Raw genomic sequence first — 21,065 nt, forward strand, 5'->3', positions numbered from 1 at the left:
AATGGAAGACATCTTATTAAAACAAATGTGGGCTGCTTACGATAAAAAGCTGGAAAAGTCCCTGGCCCTGAATCATCGCCTGGTCACAGAAATACAGACCCAGAAAGCAAGAACTGCACTCCGGCCACTAAAGGCGATCAAGATCGTAGCGGTGATCCTGGGTATTATCTGGTCGCTGTTCCTCTCCATACTGGTCGTTTTAGCCATCACATACATGACACCCTATAGTCTCTTCTTCATCCTGTCAGCCATGGCCGTGATCGTCATCACCGTCACCGCCATCGTTGTATATATACGACAGGTAGCGCTGATACAACAGATCGACAATGACAGCAATATACTGGACACACAGAAGAAACTCGTCCGCCTCCAGCTTTCCACCATCAGTATTGTACGTATACTCATGCTGTCGGCACCCTTTTACACAACCTTCTATTTTAATAAAGGTATGTTTGAAAATGGTACCATCGGACTGTGGGTGTTTCAGCTGACAATCACCCTCCTTTTCTCAGCTCTCTCCATCTGGTTCTACCAGCATGCCAGGATCGAAAATGCCGATAAACGCTGGTTTAAGATTATCTTTGGTAGTAGTGAATGGACCGCGCTTACAAAGGCCCAGCACTTCTTGCAGGAAATTGAAGCCTACGAAAAAGAATAAACACATGTCCAGGAAAGTAACTTTTGATGCAGTGATACAACAACATGGCGGTATGAATGCCGGCTATGTCGTGTTTCCTTATGATGTACAGGAACTGTTTGGCGTAAAAGGCCAGGTAAAGGTGAAAGCACTGATTGATGGTAAAGTGACCTACCGCGGTAGTCTGACAAAGATGAATATGCCTGAACACTGGCTGGGCATTACCCAGGTCATCCGCAGGCAACTGGGTAAAGAACTGGGGGACACCATCCATGTCGAACTGGAACAGGACCTGGAAGTCAGAGAAGTACTACTCACTGATGAAGTAGTCGCTCTGTTTGCCAAACACCCCAAAGCGGAAGTATTCTATAATCAGCTATCCTACACTGACAGAAAGGAATACATGGTATGGATCACCTCCGCAAAAAGGGAAGAAACCAGGCAGAACCGCCTTACACTCATGATCGAAAAACTGGAGGCAGGAAAGAAGGTGACTGAGAAATAATAATTCGGTTCCTTTGATTTAACTTTACCTTCAATGGACTGCCAGTGAAACATGAGTGAACTTACTACACCCAAACCGTCTATCCCTCGGGACCAGGAAATTCAGATACGCTTTGCATTACATGCTGCCGGGATCGGTACATGGGATGTAGATATGGTCAACCGGCAGATCGTACTCGATGAACGTTGCAGGGCTTTATTCAGACTGGCAGACGACGAAACGCCTACCTACGAAACCGTTATACGGCATATTCACTATGCAGATCAGGACTCCATCCGGCAGACGGTCAGACAGGCATTACAGCCACAATCTGACCACCAGTTCAGTATCCGGTTCAGGAGCATTGCAAGTGACAATAACACTACTTTATGGCTGAATGTAAAAGGACAGGCTTACTTTGATAACGAAGGAAAAGCCATCCGCCTCTCTGGTATCAGTCAGGACATTACTACAGAAATAGCCGCGCACGAGAAGGCAGAAGCTGCCGAAAGACTGGCCAGCCTCGCTGTCGAAGGTTCTGACGCCGGCATCTTTACCGTCGATCTGAGCACTGATGACATAGACTTCTCAGCCAATCTCCAATATATCATGACAGGCGTACGCGAACCTGTCGTTAAGAAACGGAATATACTGATCAGCCACATTCACCCGGATGATATGCCGCTCAGAGAACGCGCATATGCAGTCGCCGCCCAAACCGGCGCCCTGCACTATGAAGCCCGCTTTGTATGGGAGGATGGCACGATTCACTGGGGTAAAGTACGTGGCAAGTACTATTATGATATAAACGGCACCCCTGTATCACTGTCCGGTATCTGCCTGGATATCACCCTGCAGAAAGAACAGGACCGCCTGCTCAAAGAAGTTGAACAACGCTTTGCACTCTCCTTTAACAATGCCACCATCGGTATGGCTTTCATCGATAGCCAGGGAAAGTTCAATATGATCAACAAAGCCTTTGCGGGACTATTGGGTTGCACAGCAGAAGAACTGGCCGGCAAAGAGTATATAGAAATCGTACATACCGAACACCAGCAGGAAAACGTACAGCTCTTCGGAGAACTGATGCAGGGCAAACGTGATGTATTCAACCAGATCAAACGGTATCGCCTGAGGGATGGTGCAGAACGTTGGGTACAGGTCAATACAGCCCGTATCTCCAGTCAGGATGATCAGAAGGAAGATATACTGGTGATCGCTTTCGATATCAGTAATGAAGTAGCCGCCCGCCAGGAACAGCAAAAGCTGCTGACATTGGTAGAGAACAGCAGCGACTTTATTGCCGTGGCCAATCTCGACGGCACCATTACCTACGTGAATGATGCCGGCATGAAGATATTGGGAATGGGACGTAAGACCTCCACCATTACCCGTAATATCAGGGATATCTTTACGCTTGAACACCTGGTACATCTCGAACAACATGTTCTTCCTGCTGTCTTTACCCAGGGCAAATGGACGGGAAGACAATACTATACACAACAGGAAACCGGCGAACAGATACCTTTCCATACCAATGCTTTCCGGCTGGATAGTCCGATGAGCGGAGAGCCCATCGCTGTCGCCTGCGTAGCCAGAGACCTGAGAGCAGAACAGGAAGTGCAACAGGCACTCCTGGAAAGTGAATACCGTTTCCGTTCCCTCGTAGAAGAAGCTCCTGTCGCCACCGCACTCTTTGTCGGACCCGAACTCGTCATAGAGGTCGCCAATGAACCCATGATCAATGTATGGGGTAAAGGCAGATCCGTGCTTGGTAAAAAACTGTCTGTGGCAGTGCCGGAACTAAAGGAACAATTCTTCCTGAAAATATTGGATGAAGTATATAAAACGGGTATCGCCTATCATGAAAAAGAAGCCAAAGCTGTCCTTGTCATAAATGGTAAACCGGAAACATTCTATTTCAATTATACCTACAAACCATTGCTGAATGCAATGGGCGAAGTCTTTGCAATCGTAGACATGGCCATCGATGTAACCGAACAGGTACTGGCCCGTAATAAACTACTGGAGCATCAGGGCAACCTCGAACTGGAAGTAGCAGAAAGGACCGAAGAACTGGCCGCCTCCAATGAGGAACTGGCCGCCATGAATGAAGAATTGCAGGATGCCAACGCCAATCTCGTCAGATCCAATCAGGAGCTGGAACAATACGCATACGTCGCCAGCCATGACTTACAGGAGCCTTTACGCAAGATCCGTATCTATGCGGACCTGCTGAACCGCTATGAAGACCTGGCCCCGGATCATAAGAAGCTGGTGGAAAAGATCAATCAGTCATCTGAAAGGATGTCGATGCTGATCAAAGACCTCCTGGAGTTTTCCAGACTGCTGGAGAAAGGAAATATGACGCGGCCAATAGACCTCACCTTTATCTTACAAAGCGTCATCAGCGACTTTGAACTGATCATAGAAGAGAAAAATGCAGAGATTCTGATAGGACCACTCCCCACGATACAGGGTATTCCTTTACAGATCAATCAGCTGTTCTATAACCTCATGAGCAATGCCCTGAAGTTTACACAGCCAGATACCCGCCCTGTAATAGAGATAGGTGCAAAGATCATTACACCTGATATGGCAGGTAGTTACCTAGGTAAGTCCGAACGATACAGACAATACTTTGATATCACCTTCAGGGATAATGGCATCGGCTTCGAACAGAAATATGCCGACCAGATCTTCGAAGTATTCAAACGCCTGCACAACCGCGCCATGTATCCCGGCTCCGGTATCGGATTATCCTTATGCAGACGCATTGTGGCCAATCACGCAGGCCACCTTTTTGTAGAGTCTGACCCTGGGCAGGGTACGCTCTTTCATATCATCATTCCCGGATTATAATACTAGTAATTCCACCATGGCGTTATTACCGGCTGTTCTCCTACAGTAACCGGCTGACCGATCATAGGTGTAGCAATAGGCATATGTTGTGCAACAGCAGCCTTTGTTACTCTTTCAATGGGTTCATTCCAGGGGTGTAATGCCAGCTTAAATTTAGCCCAGTGTACAGGTAAGAGCATTTTTGCTTTCAGATCGAACGCGGCCTGTACGGTCTCTTCCGGCATCATATGAATATGTTTCCAGGCTTCATTATACTGACCGCATTCCAGTATAGCGATATCTACAGGTCCCTGCTTTTCACCAATCTCCCTGAAATGCGCGCCGTAACCGGAATCCCCACCGATAAAAATAGTATAACCATATATTCTCAGCACAAAGGAGGACCACAACGATCCGCCTCTTTTAAGTCCCCTGCCGGAAAAGTGACGGGCAGGTGTAGCAGTAAGAGAGATCTCCGGACTTAACTGTTCCGTTTCCCACCAATCCATTTCTGTGATGTGCTGATCATCCACACTGCAACCTGCGATATCCCGCCCAACACCCAATGATGTGTAATACGCTTTCGTCTGTGGACGTAACTTTTTAATCGTCTTTTTGTCCAGGTGATCGTAATGGTTATGTGTGATGATCATGTAATCAATAGCAGGCATATCCTCCGCCTGGTAAACATTCGACCCGGGAAAAGCTTTCACCATCGTACGCAGCGGAGACGCATGTCCGCTTAATACTGGGTCTACCAGTATATTGACGCCCCTGCAATGGATCAGATAAGAGGAATGCCCGAACCATACAATCACTGGTTTATCCGAACGCAATGCTTTCAGATCTGTCCTGACAGAAGGAAGCTCGCTGGCAGGAACAGCTGTTACCGGCGGACGAAAATACTCTACCAGCATTTTGCTCATCGAGGTACCCTCGGTCATCATAGGAGTATACTCCAGATTCAGGAACTTTCCTTCCTTGTAATTCCGGGACTCAGTCAGTATCCGCCATTGCTTTTTCATACAGTAAATTTAATCAGGATGTTGGTTCAGACAGTCATTGCCGTCTGCGCAAAGGTCAGGAAAAAGCGGCTATCACATATAATAAAAATCAAAGGATTGATATCAGATTTCAAAGAGACGCTTTCATATATAAAAAACCTCCGGAACAGCTGAGGTGCTCCGGAGGCCACAAAAAACATATATAGTTATCAGTTGGTACTGATCCTGTGCACTTTCAGATTATCATAGTAGATATATCCATCCGTAGATGACTGCCAGTAGGTCTGGCTACCACCACGGAAGGTATGGAAGGTCAGGCCTCTGATGAGACGTTTGCTGTCATTGGTTGTCCAGCGGATATCCTGATCCAGTACTACTGTACCATCGATCACATACTGCACATGACCATTGGTATTGCTACCCGTATTGCTCTTTACATACAGGTGTACATGGTAGGTCTGTCCTTTATTCAGACTACCGCTGGATGGATAAGACTTACCAAAAGTCTCTCCATACTGACCAGACTGATCTTTGAAGTAAACATAAGGCTGAAAGAATACCCTGCCGGCATCGGTCTGATACCACATCAGACGGGCAGTACCACCATTACCATCCCATCCCGGATCGCCACCGGTATTACCATCACCAATAGAGAAACCAAAGCCCAGTTTTCCACCCCTGCTCCAGTCAAACTGACTGTGGAACCTTACATCGTAGTCTACTTCGTAGGCAGTACCATCAGAAATGTCGATGTTGGCAACAACGCCACCCGCACCCGATAAGGCATTCTTTAAGAGGGTAATACGCAGATTACCATTGGAGATCATCCCCCGGCTATCTACCCAGCCGGTCACGTTACCAAAGTCGGTAGCGCCATTATTGGCGGTATAAGTCACGCCATGTGTGTAATTATCCCAGTTCACACTCCAGGAATTAAGGATAGTATTGCCCACTGCCTGAGCAGCTAAACTGCTGCCGGCAGCAAGACGTTCTTCCTGCTGAACGCTCTCTTTTGCACATGCTGACAGTAATACGGTCGTGGAGAGGGCTGCGGCCCGGGTGACATTGACAATTTGTTGTCTGTTCATCTTTGAATTGGTTTTTTTAAGGGAAAATGAAAAAAGATAATTCGCTATAGGATAATCTATTAGGTCTTCAAGTCACTAATACAATCGATTGCATCTATACGCAGGCAGTTAAACGTGGATCCAGTCTGTAGGTTTCCTTAGATGTCGCGCGAGGGGAAAAAGGGTACTACTCGTTTCAATAAAAATCTTAAAATAAACCGGAACGGAGCATTAACCGGGGAGGAGAAGAGCTCCCGGTCAGGTAGTCCAGACGAAAGTGGGTTGTCTGCCATACGGCGGACAACCCACTTTTCTTTCGACGGACGTTATAGGGATAATTAGCGGTTCGTATTACTTACCACGATCTTCTGACGGTGAATGATCTTTTTATCATCAGTCACAGTTACAATATATACACCATCCGGCAGGGATGAAATGCTCAGACTATTGTAATTGCCTTTGATACGCTGAGACAATCTCTTCACACCAGAGATATTGTAGATATCCACACTGTATACCTTCACTGCATCTGGCAGGGAAAGATTCAGCACGTTACTCGCAGGGTTAGGCCAGATGTTCAGCACAGCTGCTTTTTTCTCCGCTACAACCGCAACAGCTGGTGCTAACAATGGCTGTGGATAGGTAAACGGAAAATCGATCTGTGCCTGTTTGAACTGCATTTCAAGTTGTTTGGTCCAACCGAATGCAGTATCTGCCTGTAATTCCAGACTGAACTGAGCCGCGCCACTCCAGAAATGTACAAACTCACCCAGGTTCAGATCACGGGTGTATTCGCCATTATGCTGCGGGAAATATTGTGATAACAGTTCGAAATATCTGTTTAATGCAGCACTGGAATCAGCTCTGTCGTAGATCGGATAGAACCAGTCGCGGAACCAGTAAGTATCCGGACCAGGGAAGCTCTCTGCTTTCACCACAAAATCATTGTACGCCTGCTGTGCATCAGCTGACCATCCCAGACGTTTCATCACGTCATAGATGAAGATCTCAGCCCATTTGCTATCTCCCCAGATTGGGAAAGACGGTGAATTGTGCACACCTTTACTACCACCTTCCACGATATGTCCTACTTCGTGAATAGACGCATGCAGGTTCCAGCCCTCACGGGTAGCCCAGCTACCACCAAGGTCGCCCACATTTGCATAGTCATGAGAAGCATCAAATACATTCGCCGGGTGACCACCGGAATAACCTGCTTTACTATGGAACACCATGTTCAGCTTAGGATCACTGAAAGAACCGTAGTTCTGTTTTACATACTCCCATACATTCGTGAAATCCTGGTTCATCCAGGTGATAGACGGACTTACCGCAGCATCAAAATAGATGTTCACGCTGCTGTTAGAATAATTTAAGGTCAATGGTTCTACGTGTGCAAACCAATGTTCCTGCCATACCGTTTTCGGAGCAGCTGTCAATGTTGTATTGTTGCCGGTTACCCATGCAGATGCACCATTCGCATTTTCTGCCCTGAGACGATAATAGTACTTCGTCAGCGGAGACAGGTCAAGCGAATAGAAATGCGTCGTATTTACGGGCAATACAAATGCGGTACTCCAGTTGAGTGTATCTGTCGTTCTTTCCAGACGATAACTGGTCTCTGTACTTGCAGCATCTGCCCAATCCAGGATGATCTGGTTGCTGGATACAGACTGCGTCGTAAAGCCTGTTGGAGCGGCAGGAACACCTGTATTCACAGTACCGGTACCTGTACCGATGATCTCGAATTCTGATAACTGGGTGATAGAAGCACCATTATTCGCAGTAATATTCAAACGGTAATACTTATAGGAAGTCGTGTTAGGGAACACATAAGTACGTTTTTTATAACGGGCAGAAAACTGCTGGTCTGTTACCACCTGCAGGTTCGTCCAGTTCGTACTGTCATTGGAACCCTGGAATGTCCAGTTACGCGGATCACGTTCTGCTGCATCATTCGCAGAAGTAATACTGTACTGTGTAGCTACGGCACCACCTGGCAGAGAATAACCAATCGCAGTTGTAGCCGCCCACGCCAGATATTTGGTGTAAGGGCTATTGTCAAAGGCTTTATCCAGCCCTTCAGCACCAGTTGTATTGTATGGATCGTTGAACTTTGCGTTGGTGTAATTAGTGATATCAAATCCGGAAGGAGCCACGCTTGTTTTTACAACATCGGAAGTATCTGCGGAAGATACACCTGTCGCATTCACCGCTCTTACGCGATAAATAAAGCTGGTACCTGCACTCAATGCGCTATCTGTGTAAGCAGTCGCATTCGCAGCAACAGTAGCACGTGTCAGGAAGTTAACCGCATCTAATGAGCTTTCAATACGGTAACCGGTTTCGTTAGTCGCATTGTCTGACCAGGTCAGGTTTACTTTATAACCTGACTGCACAGTGGCTGTCACATTAGTAGGGCCGGAAGCTGGTCCTGTTAATGTACCCTGCAATTGCCACTCTGCTATCTGAATAGCGCCTGCGCCATTATTCGCAGTAACATTCAGTCTGTAGATAGTGTAAGCAGTTGTGTTGGTAAAGGAATATGTTTTTGTCAGAAAACGACTGGCGAAGGTCTGGTTGGTCTGCGTGTTTAACGTAGTCCATGTTTTGCCATCATTCGATGCCTGCAGATTCCAGTTCTTTGGATCGCGGTCAGCATAGTCATTTGCAGAGGTAATTGAGTACTGGGTAACAACGGCGGATCTTGCCGCTTCAAATTGTACCCACAGGGATGTTTTGTCAATGTAATACTTCGTGCTGGTGTTATTGTCTACCAGCTTCGGATAGTTTTCCACGGCGTTGGAATTTCCATACTGAGCGGTCAGCGAGCCCGCTGTAGACGTGATGTTCGTCTGAGCCAGGGCCGGCACTGCAGCGCATAGGAGGGCCACATACAAAGATGCCTTTGTAAAATTACGCATAGTAATTGCTCTTTTAGGTTTATTATGTAATTAAAAAATGCCTGATTTTTTGCGAATCATAGGGTGACGAAATGTTTCTCAAGTGGGTGTGCTTTTTGGTTGATATAAGTGCTCACGAAACGGCTAACACAAAGGCGATATACGATTTACTAATATCGTAAGTAAACAGCTGCAAAGCTGTCAACGGATTTCAAACAGATTGTTAATGGAAATTAAACTACAGGCGGACACCAAAAACATCCTTTAATGCCTTCTTCGCAGCATGATAACCACACATACCGTGAATACCTCCACCGGGAGGTGTGGAAGAGGAACAAACATAAATCCCTTTCGCAGGCGTCGTATAGGGCGACCATCTCATCGCTGGCCGGGTATAGAGTTGTGTAATATCCAGGAGACCTCCATTAATATCTCCCCCGATATAATTAGGGTTATACGCTTCCACATCGGCGGTGTTCATCACATGTCTGCCGATGATCAGATCCTTAAAACCGGGTGCAAAACGTTCTACCTGGTTTTCTATAGCCGCTGTCATGTCTTTGGTAGAACCATTCGGCACATGACAATATCCCCAGGCGGTATGCTTACCTTCCGGAGCACGGGTTTTATCAAAAATACTATGTTGTACAAACAGGGTATAAGGTAACTCCGGATGCTGACCATCCACTGTACGTTGCTCATTGGCAGCAATCTCCTCAATGGTATTACCCAGGTGGATCGTACCCGCCTCCCGGCAACCAGCTGCTGTAAAAGGAACTGGTCCATCCAGCGCCCAGTCCACCTTAAACACGCCCATCCCATATTTATATCTTTTCAGCTGCCATTTATAGAATGAGGTAAATCTTTCTCCGGCAATCTGTAGTAACTGCTTTGGCGTCACGTCCAGCAACACTGCTTTCGAAGGTGGTAATTCCTTTAATGCTTTAACGAAGGTTCCTGTCACGATCTCTCCACCTAACGAAGTAAAATAAGCGCCTAATGCATTGGCCAGCGATTGTGCACCTCCTTTGGGTGCAGGCCAGCCACTGACATGGCTATTCGCCATCAACACCAGTCCTATCGCGGAAGTCGCAATATTCGTCAGAGGTTGTATCGAATGTGCGGCCACTCCTCCAAACAATCCACGCGCTTCCCGCGTCTTAAAACGCTTTGCCAGATGCATAGCAGAAGGTAATGCTTTCAATCCGAATTTAGCCATCGTCAACGGATGTTTCGGTATCTGCAAAGGCCCCAGTATATCTTCAGACAGATCTTTAAAATCTTCTAATAAAGGACGAAACAAACGCTCATAAGCCTGACGGTCACTACCCAGTAATGCAGCCGTTTTTTCAAGAGAAGAATACAATACGGCCGCTGTTCCATCATCAAAAGGATGCGCAGCATCTGCTACCGGATGGAGAAAAGATAAACCAAACTGCTCCAGTGGCAACTGACTAAAGAAAGGCGACGTCTGCGCCATCGGATGAATCGCAGAACAGATATCATGCGTAAATCCCGGCAACGTCAGTTCTTTGGATCGCAGGCCTCCACCTATCTCATCCCGACCCTCTATCACAAGCACAGATAATCCCTGCTGTTGCAGAAGGATAGCTGCTGCGAGTCCGTTAGGACCTGAACCGATGACAATGGCGTCGTATGAATGCTTCATATAAAAAGATTAAGAATTAATAATTAAAACTGAGGCACACTAACAACCCCAATTCTTAATTATTAATTCTTAATTATTAATTGGTTTAATACTGTCCTGCTTCTAACTTACCGGGCGACAACAAATACTGCTTATCCACCCTGTCCAAAATTACGTAAATAGAATCTTTTTTTTCATTTAAACCATAAAGAATGATCCGCGTATCGCTTGGTCTTTCATAGTGCAATACATACGGAGGATCTTTCTTCTTACTGGTATTCGGACGGTCAGTAGCATTCCGGCGTTGGCGTTCTCTGCCCTGATTAGCCTGACTTCTGTTCTTATCACGCAATGCGAGCTCCTGTTTGACTGTATCGGCTTCATAATAGAAGAACCTCCGTCTGCCAGCCACGCCTGCCAGCTCAAAGTTTCGGTCCACATCATTCTTTGGAGAACCACCGCCGTTACTCAGGTCAAGCCAAACAGGCTTATTTACCTGGTAAGTGATGGTAGACCATTTCTCAAAAGTCACATTCTGCCAGCGTACCGTGTCTTCTGGTGAATAAGGTATCACCTGATTATTCAACCGGAATTCTGTCACATTGTAATACCCCTTTGTACCTGCAATCCCTTTATTCACAGGTTGCTTATACGGATCATACAGGTAATTCCACATCTGCAGATAAAATAAGATCACCACAAATAACAATACGGATCCTCCTTTCAGGATATAACGGGAATACTGTTGCCATTTCTCCTTAAAAGAAGGATAATAATGTACGGGTACGGTATATCTTTCAAGCACCAGCAGATTGTAGATCTTCGGCACATCATAAGCCAATACAAACAACGCCAGCAGTACAAAGTAGGCACTATACACATGTACGCCGCCATCATAAGCAAAGTTGACAAAGGTGATATTCGCCAGCGCTCCTGCCAGTAATACAGCACCGATAGCGGCAGTCCCTCTGAAGAATAAAAGCACGCCTGCCAATACTTCTACGATACCGGCAAACACCTGGTACCAGGGGACGATACCAATAGACAACCAGTATATTTTCTGTGCGGTAAAATCACCAAAATTGGTATGCAGATTCGAGATGGACGGATAGGGCATCTGTACAGGAAATAACTTGGTATACCCAAACCCGATGATCCCGATACCTGCACGGTAACGTACGATCACCCGCAACCAGTAGTACAGGATATTATACTCTTTCCTGCGGTCAAATATGCTCCAGATACCGGCGCCTGCGATCGCAATGAGCAACGCCGCCAGCCAGCTGGCATAACTGGCAATTCCCCAGCGGCCACTCTCTGATTCCACATTCCATAAATTCGGCTGAAAACGTGCAATATCATACACATCCCTGTACTTCAGATGTATCCAGTCCATCGTAAAAAGATGCTGATACCAGTTCCAGCTGGTCGGGATGCTCATGAGCACAAAAAAGATAAAGGCAACACGGAATGCCACTCTCTGCCAGGTTTTCCAGGGCTTTCCAGACGACGCAGCGGCTTCCGTATGTACTTCCGTTACGGGCGTTACAGGTGCTGCAACAGTTGAATGAGTTATATCAGACATAACGTTGATTTTAGAGTTTAAGCGGTTTACGGCGACCTTCTATCAGCGGATATTTTTTATCGAGCTTATCCAGCACGACATACACAGAATCTTTCTTTTCATTGATACCACTGAGGATGATACGGCTGCTGTCAGGTCGTGTATAATGCAGCTCCAGCTGTTCCTGGTGATGATACCTGTTTTTATTCTGTAGCAGTAACACCTGTTTTGCTTCATCGATATGATAGCTGTAATAGTGTCTGCTGACTGATCCTGCCAGCTCATAGTTACGGTCAGGATCATTCACAAATATCTCTTCGGTATTCGCCAGATCAGGATGTACATAACGATTCGAACGCACACTCAGCGTAGCCCATGGCTCAAATACCACATCTTTCCAGCGCACGGTATCCGTCAGTGAATAAGGGATTTCCTGGTTATTGATACGAAACTCCGTCACATTGTAAATACCCGCAGCAGCTGTCAGACCAGGTGTATGCGGATACTGATAGCCCAGTTGTTTATAACTCGCATAGGTCTTATAGCCATATAGGCCGACAAAGAAGAATATAAAAAGTGTTTTCAATGCCAGCTTCAGGCCCCGCTGCCAGGGTTGTGGCAGGTATGGACGCACGGTATTCGGGGCTGTAGGCTGCTCCAGCGTCAGCAGATTGATAATACGGATCGCGTCATATTGCAGCAGGAATAAAGCCAGTACGACCAGATAGAAACTGTATACAAACTCTCCGCCTTCATACGCCAGGTTGGACATAAATACGTTACCGGTGAAGGTGATGATAATACCCGCACCAATAGTAGAAGTTCTCCTGTGCAATAACAACAGACCCGCTACTGTCTCCACCAGGCCCAGAAAGGTTTCCATAGAAGGCACCACGCCGGTGCTCATGGCAAAGATCTTCCAGGCCGACAGGTCGCCATACTGAGTATTGAGCTGACTGATAGAAGGGAAAGGCAGTTGCTGCGGAAACAGCTTCAGTAATCCATAGGCGATCACCCCGATTGCCAGCCGGTACCGCACAATTACGCGTAACCAGTAATACAGCTGATTGTACTCCTGTCGTCTTCTGTCCAGATAAGACCAGATCAGCGCACCTGTAACTGCGATAATAGCAGCAACGCCCCAGTCAGCAAAACTGCCGAAAGGACTATCCGTCGTTACAAAACGTGGTGTATAACGGGTCAGATAAAAGATATCACGGAAACTCAGTTCGCCCCAGTGAATCTGAAATAAGCCCGCATAATAGCGGATATCCAATGGCACGCACTGGATAATGAAGTAGATGAAGAAAAAACGGAAAAGCACCTTCCAGGATGCTTTCCACGTTTGTGGTGGTAATAAATTTGCGGGATGTGTCATACCAGCAGGGTTTATATGGTCAGGAAATCTGTCTATGTTTAATAACCCGGATTAGGCGCCAGTGCATCGTCTGCACTCAGTTCGATAGCGGGTATCGGCATTACATATCTGCGTTCATCCGTAACGCCCAATACAGTGCCCGCACGTCCTGTTCTCACCAGGTCATACCAGCGGTGCGGCTCAAAAGCAAACTCCAGTCTGCGCTCATTCTCGATCGCCAGCAGGATCTCATTCTGTGATACGGCCGTACTGCCAGTCAGTCCTGCTCTGTCCCTCACCGCATCCAGGTCAGCCAGTGCCCCCTGCAGATTGCTTTGTTGTGCACGTGCCTCTGCCCTGATCAGGTACTGCTCTGCAATACGCAGTACGTAAGCCGGATCTGTCGCCGGACTGCGATAGTAGAAATTGCCATACCAGAGCCCCTGGTTCGTAATAGCTACAGCTGCATTCCTGTTACCGCCAACAGCCGGATTATTGATCAATGCAATAAAGGCATCGTTGGGCGCCCACTGACGGGTACCGTTATTGGCAGGGGGCTGCCAGTAGCCACGATGTGCATTTGTATTGGTGGCGCTGTAGGATATTTCGAAGATGGATTCATCGGTTGCGACCACATTATTGGCGAAGAACGCGCTATAGGGCTTTAGAAGCCTGTATTTTGAGTCTTGTATCAACCTGGAGGAATATACCTCTGCCTGTTCCCAATTGCGCTGATAGAGGTAAAAACGGGCTAATAATGCCCATACTGTCTTACGGGTGGCACGATAACGATTCGTGGTTTCGGGTAAAAGCGGTTCTGCCGTCTGCAAATCCTTCAATACCTGTGCATAGGTCTGCTCCAGCGTACTGCGTTTCAGCCCTTTTGTGTCATTGATATTGGAAGTTGCCTTTACGACCAGCTGCACGCCTCCCCAGGTACGGGCCAGGTCAAAATAAGCCAGCGCGCGTACAAAGTAAGCCTCTCCCAGCAGGGCATTTCTTTCATCTGCTGTCAGGGTAGCATCGTTGACTCCCGGCAGCTTATCGATCACCTGGTTGGCCCTGTTGACCGTCGAGTAGATCGCTGACCACACTGTCGCGATATTCGTATTATCCGCCTTTACCGCATGCGAGATAAACTGCTGGATAATCGACTGTGAACCGGTCCACTGAATATTATCTCCGGAGAGATATCCAATCGTCTGAAAGAGTGCGCCATAATAATCGTCGTCGCCCAACTGCCGGTATATACCACGCACCGCTGTCTGGGCAGAGGTTTTATCAACGATCGTTGTTTCATCTGAAACGGAATCCTTCGGTTGCACATCAAGAAAGTCACTGCAGGAAACCAGCAAAAAGACGATCGGTAATATGCGGATCAATAATTTTATATTCTTCTGCATAACGCAATTCTTAATTCTTAATTTTTAAATCTTAACTCCTTACAGGGTCACATTTAACCCAAACTGCAAAGTCCTCGACTGTGGCGGCGTACCCAGGTCAATCCCCTGTACCGTCTGCGAAGCCGAGACATTTGCTTCCGGATCAGGACCAGTGTACTTCGTCAGTAACCAGAGGTTATTACCAGCAAAATAGACGCGTAGTGCATCGATATGCCAACGGCTGGTCAATGCCTTTGGCAGGGTATAACCAAGTGTCAGCGCCTGCAAACGCAAAAAGGAACCATTTTCAATAAAACGGCTGTTCTGCTCCAGTGTGTAGTTGTTACCTACCTTCGTCAGTCTTGGCACGTCGGTTACATCTCCTTCTTTCTGCCAGCGTTTCAGCTGACTTGCAAACAATACCCTGTTGGCATCACGGGTACCACCGCCTTCCCCAAAGAAGCGGTTCAGGTTTAACACCTTATTGCCGTACTGATAGTTGAACTGTACAGACGCATCAAATGATTTCCAGGAAAAACTGTTATTGATCCCGCCAAAGAACTTAGGCAGTGCATTTCCTACGATCTGCCTGTCTGCCACAGTAATACTTCCATCACCATTTACATCTTCAAACACCGCATTACCCGTCTTCGGATCCACATACTGCTGTTTGTACATCCAGAAGGAATACATGGAATAGCCCTGCTGCATCCTGATCCAGTCACGGTTATACTGGGTAATAGGCACCGGTAGTTTATCTACCCTGTTCTTATTACCGGAAATCGTGAAGGAAGTATTCCAGGTGAAATCACCTCTTTTGATATTTTCTGAACGGATCGCCACTTCATATCCTTTGTTACTGATCTCACCTGCATTAGAGTAGTAGGTGGAATAGCCGGTGTTGGAAGGTACCGGCAGCTGTAACAGTACATCAGATGTTTTCTTCGAATAAACGTTCAGCTCCACTGACAAACGTCCATCCAGGAAGGCCGCATCAAGACCAATATTGGCCTGTTTAGTCTTCTCCCAGCGCAGATCAGGATTGGATAACTGTAAGGGCGCCGTAGCGGGTTTATCCCCACCAGTCTCCGCATCCGGATAACCACTCGCACCTGTCCATAAGCCACGGGCAGCAAAGTCATTGATACCGCTCTGGTTACCGGTTACGCCATAACTGGCCCTTAATTTCAGATCGCTGAGGAACTGTGCATCTTTCAGGAACTGTTCTTCTTTCAGGCGCCATGCAGCTCCCACAGCAGGGAAGTACCCCCAGCGATGGTTACTGCCGAAGCGGGAAGAACCATCGGCTCTGAAACTGAATTCGAGATAATATTTGCTGTCGTAGTTGTAGTCGAGTCGGGAAAAGAAAGAAGCCAGCGTCCCCTGTGTCCAGGTTTGACCGGAGGTACGGGTAGAGGCGGAAGAGATATCTGTATAGGAATTATTCGGAAATCCTGTTCCCTGCGCAAACGTGCGTTTCAGGGTATTCTGTTGTACGGTATTTCCCACTACAGCACCAAAGGTATGTCCACGACCCAGCTTCTTACGATAGGATAAAGTCTGCTCATTGATCCAGGTACTGTTCTGTGTGATGGAAGATGTTGCCAGACCGTAAGTCGGCGCAGCGCCTAACTGTGTTTTATCATTCCAGTATTCTGATTCATCGTAGTTGTTATAGTCAACACTCCAGCTGGTACGGAACTTCAGATCAGGGAGAATTTCGGCTTCTGCATACAGGTTACCGATGTAACGAAGGCTGACTGTATTCACGTCGTAGTTATCCAGCAATACCTGCAGGTTATCAAAACCGGCCCAACGAGCAGGCGTACCATCTGTATTGGTCTCCGGCAGATAGGTAGGAGTGTGTAATGCGGATTGCAGCAGGCCTCCCTGCGGACCGTCACCTGCGCGTGCCTGATTCCTGTAGGAACGGGTGACACCATTGCTTACGCCTACCTGCACACGGTCGCTGATCTTATGATCGATGTTGAGTTTTAGACTGGCTCTTTCAAAAAATACAGGGCGGATATTCGCTTCCTGTTTGGTATAACCTGCGCCGATATAGAATTTAGTCTTATCGCCGCCACCATTCAGGGACAGGTCATAGTTTGCCAGCTGTCCGGTACGGAATAATTCACCCAGTCTGTCATAGGTCTTTTGTTCTTCCGGTAGTCCACGGCCACCTTCTGCTACAGGACGGAAAGGCCTGTTGGCAAAGGTCTGATTGGATGCAGGGTTGTCTATCCCTGTATTGATCCAGTATTCATTGATCAATGCCGCATGCTCCGGACCAGTGGTCAGATCCCACAATTCCGGCGCCTTCGCAAAGCCATGCGATACGTTCACATTCACTTTGGTTTTTTGTCCGTAGTTGCCTCGTTTGGTCGTCACGATCACTACACCATTGGCGCCGCGTGAACCATAAATAGCCGTCGCACTGGCATCCTTCAGGACCTCTATACTAGCGATGTCACTCGGGTTGATATCTGCGATAGGGGAGGTGGCACGACCACCGGTGCTGACTGTCTGCAAACTGGTATTATTCACAAATACACCATCCACTACATACAGTGGATCATTACCGGCATTGATAGAGGTCGTACCGCGTACACGCACAAATACGCCATCACCGGGTACACCCGTATTGGAATTGATTTGCAGACCGGCAGCTTTACCCTGTAACTGTGCATCAAAGCCGGCTACGGGGATATTCTTTGTTTCAGAAGTATTGATCGTAGATACAGAACTGGTCAGATTGCGTCGTTCCTGTGTACCATAACCAACGATCACTACTTCACTCAGTTTTTTATCGTCATTTTCCAGTTGAATATGAAAGGAAGCGTTACTACCCACTTTTATTTCCTGCGGTTTATAACCCAGGTAAGTAAAAACGAGCACGGCATCTGCGGGCGCATTCAGTTCGAATGATCCATCTATACGGGTAAGGGCGCCACGTTTGGAGCCTTTTACGATCACGCTTACGCCGGGGAGTTGCTGTCCGTTAGTATCAGTGACTTTTCCTTTTACCGGGATATCGGCAGGAAGGCGGTCAGACAGCGTAGTGCTGACTGCATCCGGCAAAACAGCTCCCCTCATAGCAGTGCTGCCCAGTACAGCGGGAATCAGCAGAAAGCCGGCATTCCGGACAAATCTGCGCATCACAGGGTGTCTGTAATAGAAGGTGGTTGACATATTACTGATTGGTTTTTTATGCTGATAGTGTTATTTCCATTTTTCTGGTCTGTATACGACTTCTCCGCCCCGTTTTACCAGCCATGCTGTTACGGGATTCAGGTGATATCCTGTTCCTATACCTCTTGCTGCGATCAGCTCTTTGAGTGAAGGTTGTGTATAGCCTGTTTCATCTGTCGCGCGACTCATGATCTCTGTTGTATCGCCGTCCCATTGCCATAAATACCTGAAGCAGGTATGCGCTTTATCCATGACGGGTTCCTGCAGCCGGGCGGCCTGCCAGGTTTTCCCTGCATTGGTGCTGATCTCCACACCTGTTATTTTTCCACGTCCGCTCCACGCAATCCCCCTGATCTCTACCCAGCCTTTCTGTAGTTGTACTGGATAAGCAGGATAGGTGATGATAGAGCGGGCGTCCATCGTAAAACTGAACTGACGGATCTTCCCATCTTTTACAGGCTCTGTATATTTTGATGTTTCTTCACGGGTCATAAAAGGACCGTCTGATAATTCAATACGGCGCAGCCATTTGATACTGGTGTTGCCTTCCCAGCCCGGTAGCAGCAGTCGTGCCGGGTAACCTTGCTGGGGGCGAATGGCCTCCCCATTTTGTGCATAAACGATCATAGCATCGTCCCATCCTTTGCTGACCGGAATGCTACGTGTCATCACAGCTGCGTCTGATCCTTCAGCAAGGAACCAGGTCGCCCTGGGATCGACACCTACTTCCCTGAAAATAGTAGACAGCATCACACCCGTCCATTCGCTCTGACTGGTGAGTCCGCAGATGTCCTGCGGTGTGATCGTTTCTTTATCGGGCTTACGGAAGTTGCCGGAACATTCTATAAAACAGATCCTGGATACAGAAGGAAATCGTTTAAGATCAGCCAGGGTAAAGACGGTGGGCCGGTCTACCATACCATGTATGGTCAATTCATAGGTATGGGGATCGATGGCAGGCACACCGGCATGATGACGTTCGAAGTGCAGATCAGACGGTGTAATGATACCGTACAGGTCCTGCAGTGGCGTCTGCGATGAAGTGAGGGATGCTTTTCGCTGCGGATGTTCAAACGGCGATCTCGTACCAAGAATGCCGGGTAGTGGCCCTACCTGTTTGGTCGGGTCTATTGCAGCTTCGGGAATACCTGTCTGCACCATTTTGCCAAAGGATGACTTTACCATAGCTACAGCAGCTGTGGCGGCACCTCCGAGCAAAAGGCGACGACGCGTCATCTTCTGGCTCATATTATGTTCTGTTAAGAATTACAGTTTTATGCGACACATATGTTATTCATATGGTCCGTCCCCTCCCTTCCGGTTGTCTGTGACATAGTATTTTCTGGCCGGCATAACGATGCCGGGCAAGGTTTTCGCATTCATGACAGCAGTGCTGTCTATCAGTTTGTTAGCATACAGCAGATACGCTGTGACACTATAGACCTCATTATCTGATAAAGAGCCAGGTGCATTAAAAGGCATGGCACGCCGTACGTAATCGAATACGGTCGTCGCATATGGCCAGTAATTCCCAATGGCTTTCACACGTTGCGGCGCCCGGTCAAAAGGAATAGCGTCTGCTGTATCCGGTGCTACCAGTATGTTGAATGGACCTTCCACACCAGTCACACCATGACAGGCAGCACACTTTGTTGCATAGACAACAGCGCCATGCTGCACAGTACCACTACCCGCAGGCAATCCTTTCCCATCGGGACGAATGGCTATTGCTTTTGCTGCAATCTCCTGCTGTGTAGCAGGACGGCCATAGCCAAAATGCGCAGGCGCGGTATTGACACGGCGTTCACATGAGATCATAGCAATACCTGCAACGCAGGCCCAATAAGGCATTCGTAGCTTAAACATCAGATAATGAGACTTGGATTCTTCTGGTTGATTACAATGCGCAGAGTGTAGCCATAACGACTACTGCATTTGTCTCTTGGTGGGAGCACAATAATAATCTGATGCAAATATATACAGTAGAAATTTAAAAGTCTACTATTTATGTAGACTTTTATTTGAACGGTATTTTTTTGCTCTTTTAAGTAGTAAAAGAGGGGGGATAGTATTAATGTTCCATCATATCAAGGATATCTGTCCAGATGATGCGGGCGATCTGTTCGCTTTCAATAGTTCTGACACGTTCTTCTGCCGTGATCATACGGTCGTCCTGCCAGTCGATGGCTTCCGGCATAAAATCCCGCAGGATATCACCGCTGGTGATGACTTCGTAAGTGGTTTCCTGTGCGACATCGTCCACCGTTATTGCAAGCTGATAAGATCGTCCTTCGATGTATACTGTAATCGTACGCCTTTCCATAACAAACAATTAAAGGGGTGCTACTGCGGGATATTCCACAGCAGATAAAGTCGGAGAGTATCTGTTGATATATTACTATTGGCTGCTGACCGCCTGGGGAGAGTACCGATTGTCACTGTTCGATGAAAGATCTGTTGTTGCTTCCTTAGCTCCTCCTGTCACCGTCTCTTTACCCCTGATTGAATACGTCTTCATAATCTCACGGTTTTAATGGGTTAGTTAAAAGCTGACATACTAAATAGAACAAAATATTTGCCAGTATGTTCTTAACGGCCGGGTGTGGAATAATACTCCCAAAGTCCTAATCCGGAAGGGGATGTCCCCTGAAAACTGGGGTATTTGTCAGTCAATCACTTTAAAATATAATTGAATGTCAACTAATTATAAAATGGCTTTATGGCAGTGACTGACGTACACATGGTCTTTTCCCGGGCTTAGAAGGCCTTTAAAAACGATGGTATGGGCAACATAAGCCATAGGTAATCTGTACATAACCCGTAGATAACCCGTAGATAATCCGTATCTATAAGAATGGATCATATACGGCTTATCTACGGGTTATGTACGGGTTATCTAGCAATTATCTCCCAGATACATTGCTTTTTGAAACGGATTAAACAGACTCACCTGCCTTACAGTAGTCCAAAAGAAAATGCACCGGAA

14 protein-coding genes are annotated in these 21,065 nt (G+C 47.2%); 3 read left to right on the forward strand and 11 right to left on the reverse strand.

What is annotated here, in order from left to right; all coding sequences use genetic code 11:
- The first annotated feature begins 1 nt into the window (after position 1).
- Genes BMZ72_RS24545 through BMZ72_RS24555 form a run of 3 tightly spaced genes read left to right on the forward strand, consistent with a single transcriptional unit; the run spans position 2 to position 3,983 of the window.
- Positions 2-658, forward strand: a complete 657-nt coding sequence (locus BMZ72_RS24545) for a hypothetical protein (protein ID WP_089812321.1) — start codon at positions 2-4, stop codon at positions 656-658.
- 4 nt (positions 659-662) lie between these two features.
- A complete protein-coding gene (locus tag BMZ72_RS24550; RefSeq protein ID WP_089812322.1) occupies positions 663-1,142 on the forward strand; it encodes a YdeI/OmpD-associated family protein in 480 nt (159 codons plus the stop codon).
- 51 nt (positions 1,143-1,193) lie between these two features.
- Entirely contained in the window at positions 1,194-3,983 is a 2,790-nt protein-coding gene (locus tag BMZ72_RS24555; protein WP_089812323.1) for a PAS domain S-box protein, read from the forward strand.
- Positions 3,984-3,985: 2 nt separating this feature from the next.
- Here BMZ72_RS24555 and BMZ72_RS24560 read toward each other — a convergent pair whose 3' ends face one another.
- The 11 genes from BMZ72_RS24560 to BMZ72_RS24610 form a co-directional block, all read right to left on the reverse strand.
- On the reverse strand, positions 3,986-4,987 hold the full coding sequence (locus tag BMZ72_RS24560) for an MBL fold metallo-hydrolase (protein WP_089812324.1): 1,002 nt from the start codon (positions 4,985-4,987) through the stop codon (positions 3,986-3,988).
- A 188-nt stretch (positions 4,988-5,175) separates the two neighbouring features.
- Positions 5,176-6,054 (reverse strand): polysaccharide lyase, encoded by an 879-nt coding sequence (locus BMZ72_RS24565; RefSeq protein ID WP_089812325.1) that lies wholly within the window; start codon positions 6,052-6,054, stop codon positions 5,176-5,178.
- A 317-nt stretch (positions 6,055-6,371) separates the two neighbouring features.
- A complete protein-coding gene (locus BMZ72_RS24570) occupies positions 6,372-8,957 on the reverse strand; it encodes a fibronectin type III domain-containing protein (RefSeq protein ID WP_089812326.1) in 2,586 nt (861 codons plus the stop codon).
- A gap of 217 nt (positions 8,958-9,174) precedes the next feature.
- A complete protein-coding gene (locus BMZ72_RS24575) occupies positions 9,175-10,605 on the reverse strand; it encodes a phytoene desaturase family protein (protein WP_089812327.1) in 1,431 nt (476 codons plus the stop codon).
- Between the two features lie 85 nt (positions 10,606-10,690).
- Positions 10,691-12,169: a hypothetical protein gene (locus tag BMZ72_RS24580; protein ID WP_089812328.1), complete on the reverse strand. Its 1,479-nt coding sequence runs from the start codon at positions 12,167-12,169 to the stop codon at positions 10,691-10,693.
- A gap of 10 nt (positions 12,170-12,179) precedes the next feature.
- Positions 12,180-13,526 (reverse strand): hypothetical protein, encoded by a 1,347-nt coding sequence (locus BMZ72_RS24585; protein WP_089812329.1) that lies wholly within the window; start codon positions 13,524-13,526, stop codon positions 12,180-12,182.
- 38 nt (positions 13,527-13,564) lie between these two features.
- Complete coding sequence (locus BMZ72_RS24590) at positions 13,565-14,908, reverse strand: RagB/SusD family nutrient uptake outer membrane protein (protein ID WP_089812330.1); 1,344 nt, start codon at positions 14,906-14,908, stop codon at positions 13,565-13,567.
- 39 nt (positions 14,909-14,947) lie between these two features.
- On the reverse strand, positions 14,948-18,079 hold the full coding sequence (locus BMZ72_RS24595; RefSeq protein ID WP_089812331.1) for a SusC/RagA family TonB-linked outer membrane protein: 3,132 nt from the start codon (positions 18,077-18,079) through the stop codon (positions 14,948-14,950).
- 30 nt (positions 18,080-18,109) lie between these two features.
- The gene (gene soxC / locus BMZ72_RS24600; protein WP_089812332.1) at positions 18,110-19,327 is read right to left on the reverse strand and encodes a sulfite dehydrogenase; all 1,218 of its coding nucleotides are present in this window, start codon (positions 19,325-19,327) and stop codon (positions 18,110-18,112) included.
- Between the two features lie 42 nt (positions 19,328-19,369).
- Positions 19,370-19,945: a c-type cytochrome gene (locus tag BMZ72_RS24605; protein WP_255373284.1), complete on the reverse strand. Its 576-nt coding sequence runs from the start codon at positions 19,943-19,945 to the stop codon at positions 19,370-19,372.
- A gap of 205 nt (positions 19,946-20,150) precedes the next feature.
- The gene (locus BMZ72_RS24610) at positions 20,151-20,402 is read right to left on the reverse strand and encodes a hypothetical protein (protein ID WP_089812334.1); all 252 of its coding nucleotides are present in this window, start codon (positions 20,400-20,402) and stop codon (positions 20,151-20,153) included.
- Between the last annotated feature and the right edge of the window lie 663 nt (positions 20,403-21,065).

Origin of the sequence: Chitinophaga sp. YR627 (genome assembly GCF_900114995.1) — a bacterium.
Classification (GTDB): domain Bacteria; phylum Bacteroidota; class Bacteroidia; order Chitinophagales; family Chitinophagaceae; genus Chitinophaga.

What these genes read in the sequence shown, in the direction of transcription:
- BMZ72_RS24545 (WP_089812321.1), top strand. Translation starts at nt 2, where the DNA reads ATGGAAGACATCTTATTAAAACAAATGTGGGCTGCTTACGATAAAAAG.
- BMZ72_RS24550 (WP_089812322.1), top strand. Translation starts at nt 663, where the DNA reads ATGTCCAGGAAAGTAACTTTTGATGCAGTGATACAACAACATGGCGGT.
- BMZ72_RS24555 (WP_089812323.1), top strand. Translation starts at nt 1,194, where the DNA reads ATGAGTGAACTTACTACACCCAAACCGTCTATCCCTCGGGACCAGGAA.
- BMZ72_RS24560 (WP_089812324.1), bottom strand. Translation starts at nt 4,987, where the DNA reads ATGAAAAAGCAATGGCGGATACTGACTGAGTCCCGGAATTACAAGGAA.
- BMZ72_RS24565 (WP_089812325.1), bottom strand. Translation starts at nt 6,054, where the DNA reads ATGAACAGACAACAAATTGTCAATGTCACCCGGGCCGCAGCCCTCTCC.
- BMZ72_RS24570 (WP_089812326.1), bottom strand. Translation starts at nt 8,957, where the DNA reads ATGCGTAATTTTACAAAGGCATCTTTGTATGTGGCCCTCCTATGCGCT.
- BMZ72_RS24575 (WP_089812327.1), bottom strand. Translation starts at nt 10,605, where the DNA reads ATGAAGCATTCATACGACGCCATTGTCATCGGTTCAGGTCCTAACGGA.
- BMZ72_RS24580 (WP_089812328.1), bottom strand. Translation starts at nt 12,169, where the DNA reads ATGTCTGATATAACTCATTCAACTGTTGCAGCACCTGTAACGCCCGTA.
- BMZ72_RS24585 (WP_089812329.1), bottom strand. Translation starts at nt 13,526, where the DNA reads ATGACACATCCCGCAAATTTATTACCACCACAAACGTGGAAAGCATCC.
- BMZ72_RS24590 (WP_089812330.1), bottom strand. Translation starts at nt 14,908, where the DNA reads ATGCAGAAGAATATAAAATTATTGATCCGCATATTACCGATCGTCTTT.
- BMZ72_RS24595 (WP_089812331.1), bottom strand. Translation starts at nt 18,079, where the DNA reads ATGTCAACCACCTTCTATTACAGACACCCTGTGATGCGCAGATTTGTC.
- soxC (WP_089812332.1), bottom strand. Translation starts at nt 19,327, where the DNA reads ATGAGCCAGAAGATGACGCGTCGTCGCCTTTTGCTCGGAGGTGCCGCC.
- BMZ72_RS24605 (WP_255373284.1), bottom strand. Translation starts at nt 19,945, where the DNA reads ATGTTTAAGCTACGAATGCCTTATTGGGCCTGCGTTGCAGGTATTGCT.
- BMZ72_RS24610 (WP_089812334.1), bottom strand. Translation starts at nt 20,402, where the DNA reads ATGGAAAGGCGTACGATTACAGTATACATCGAAGGACGATCTTATCAG.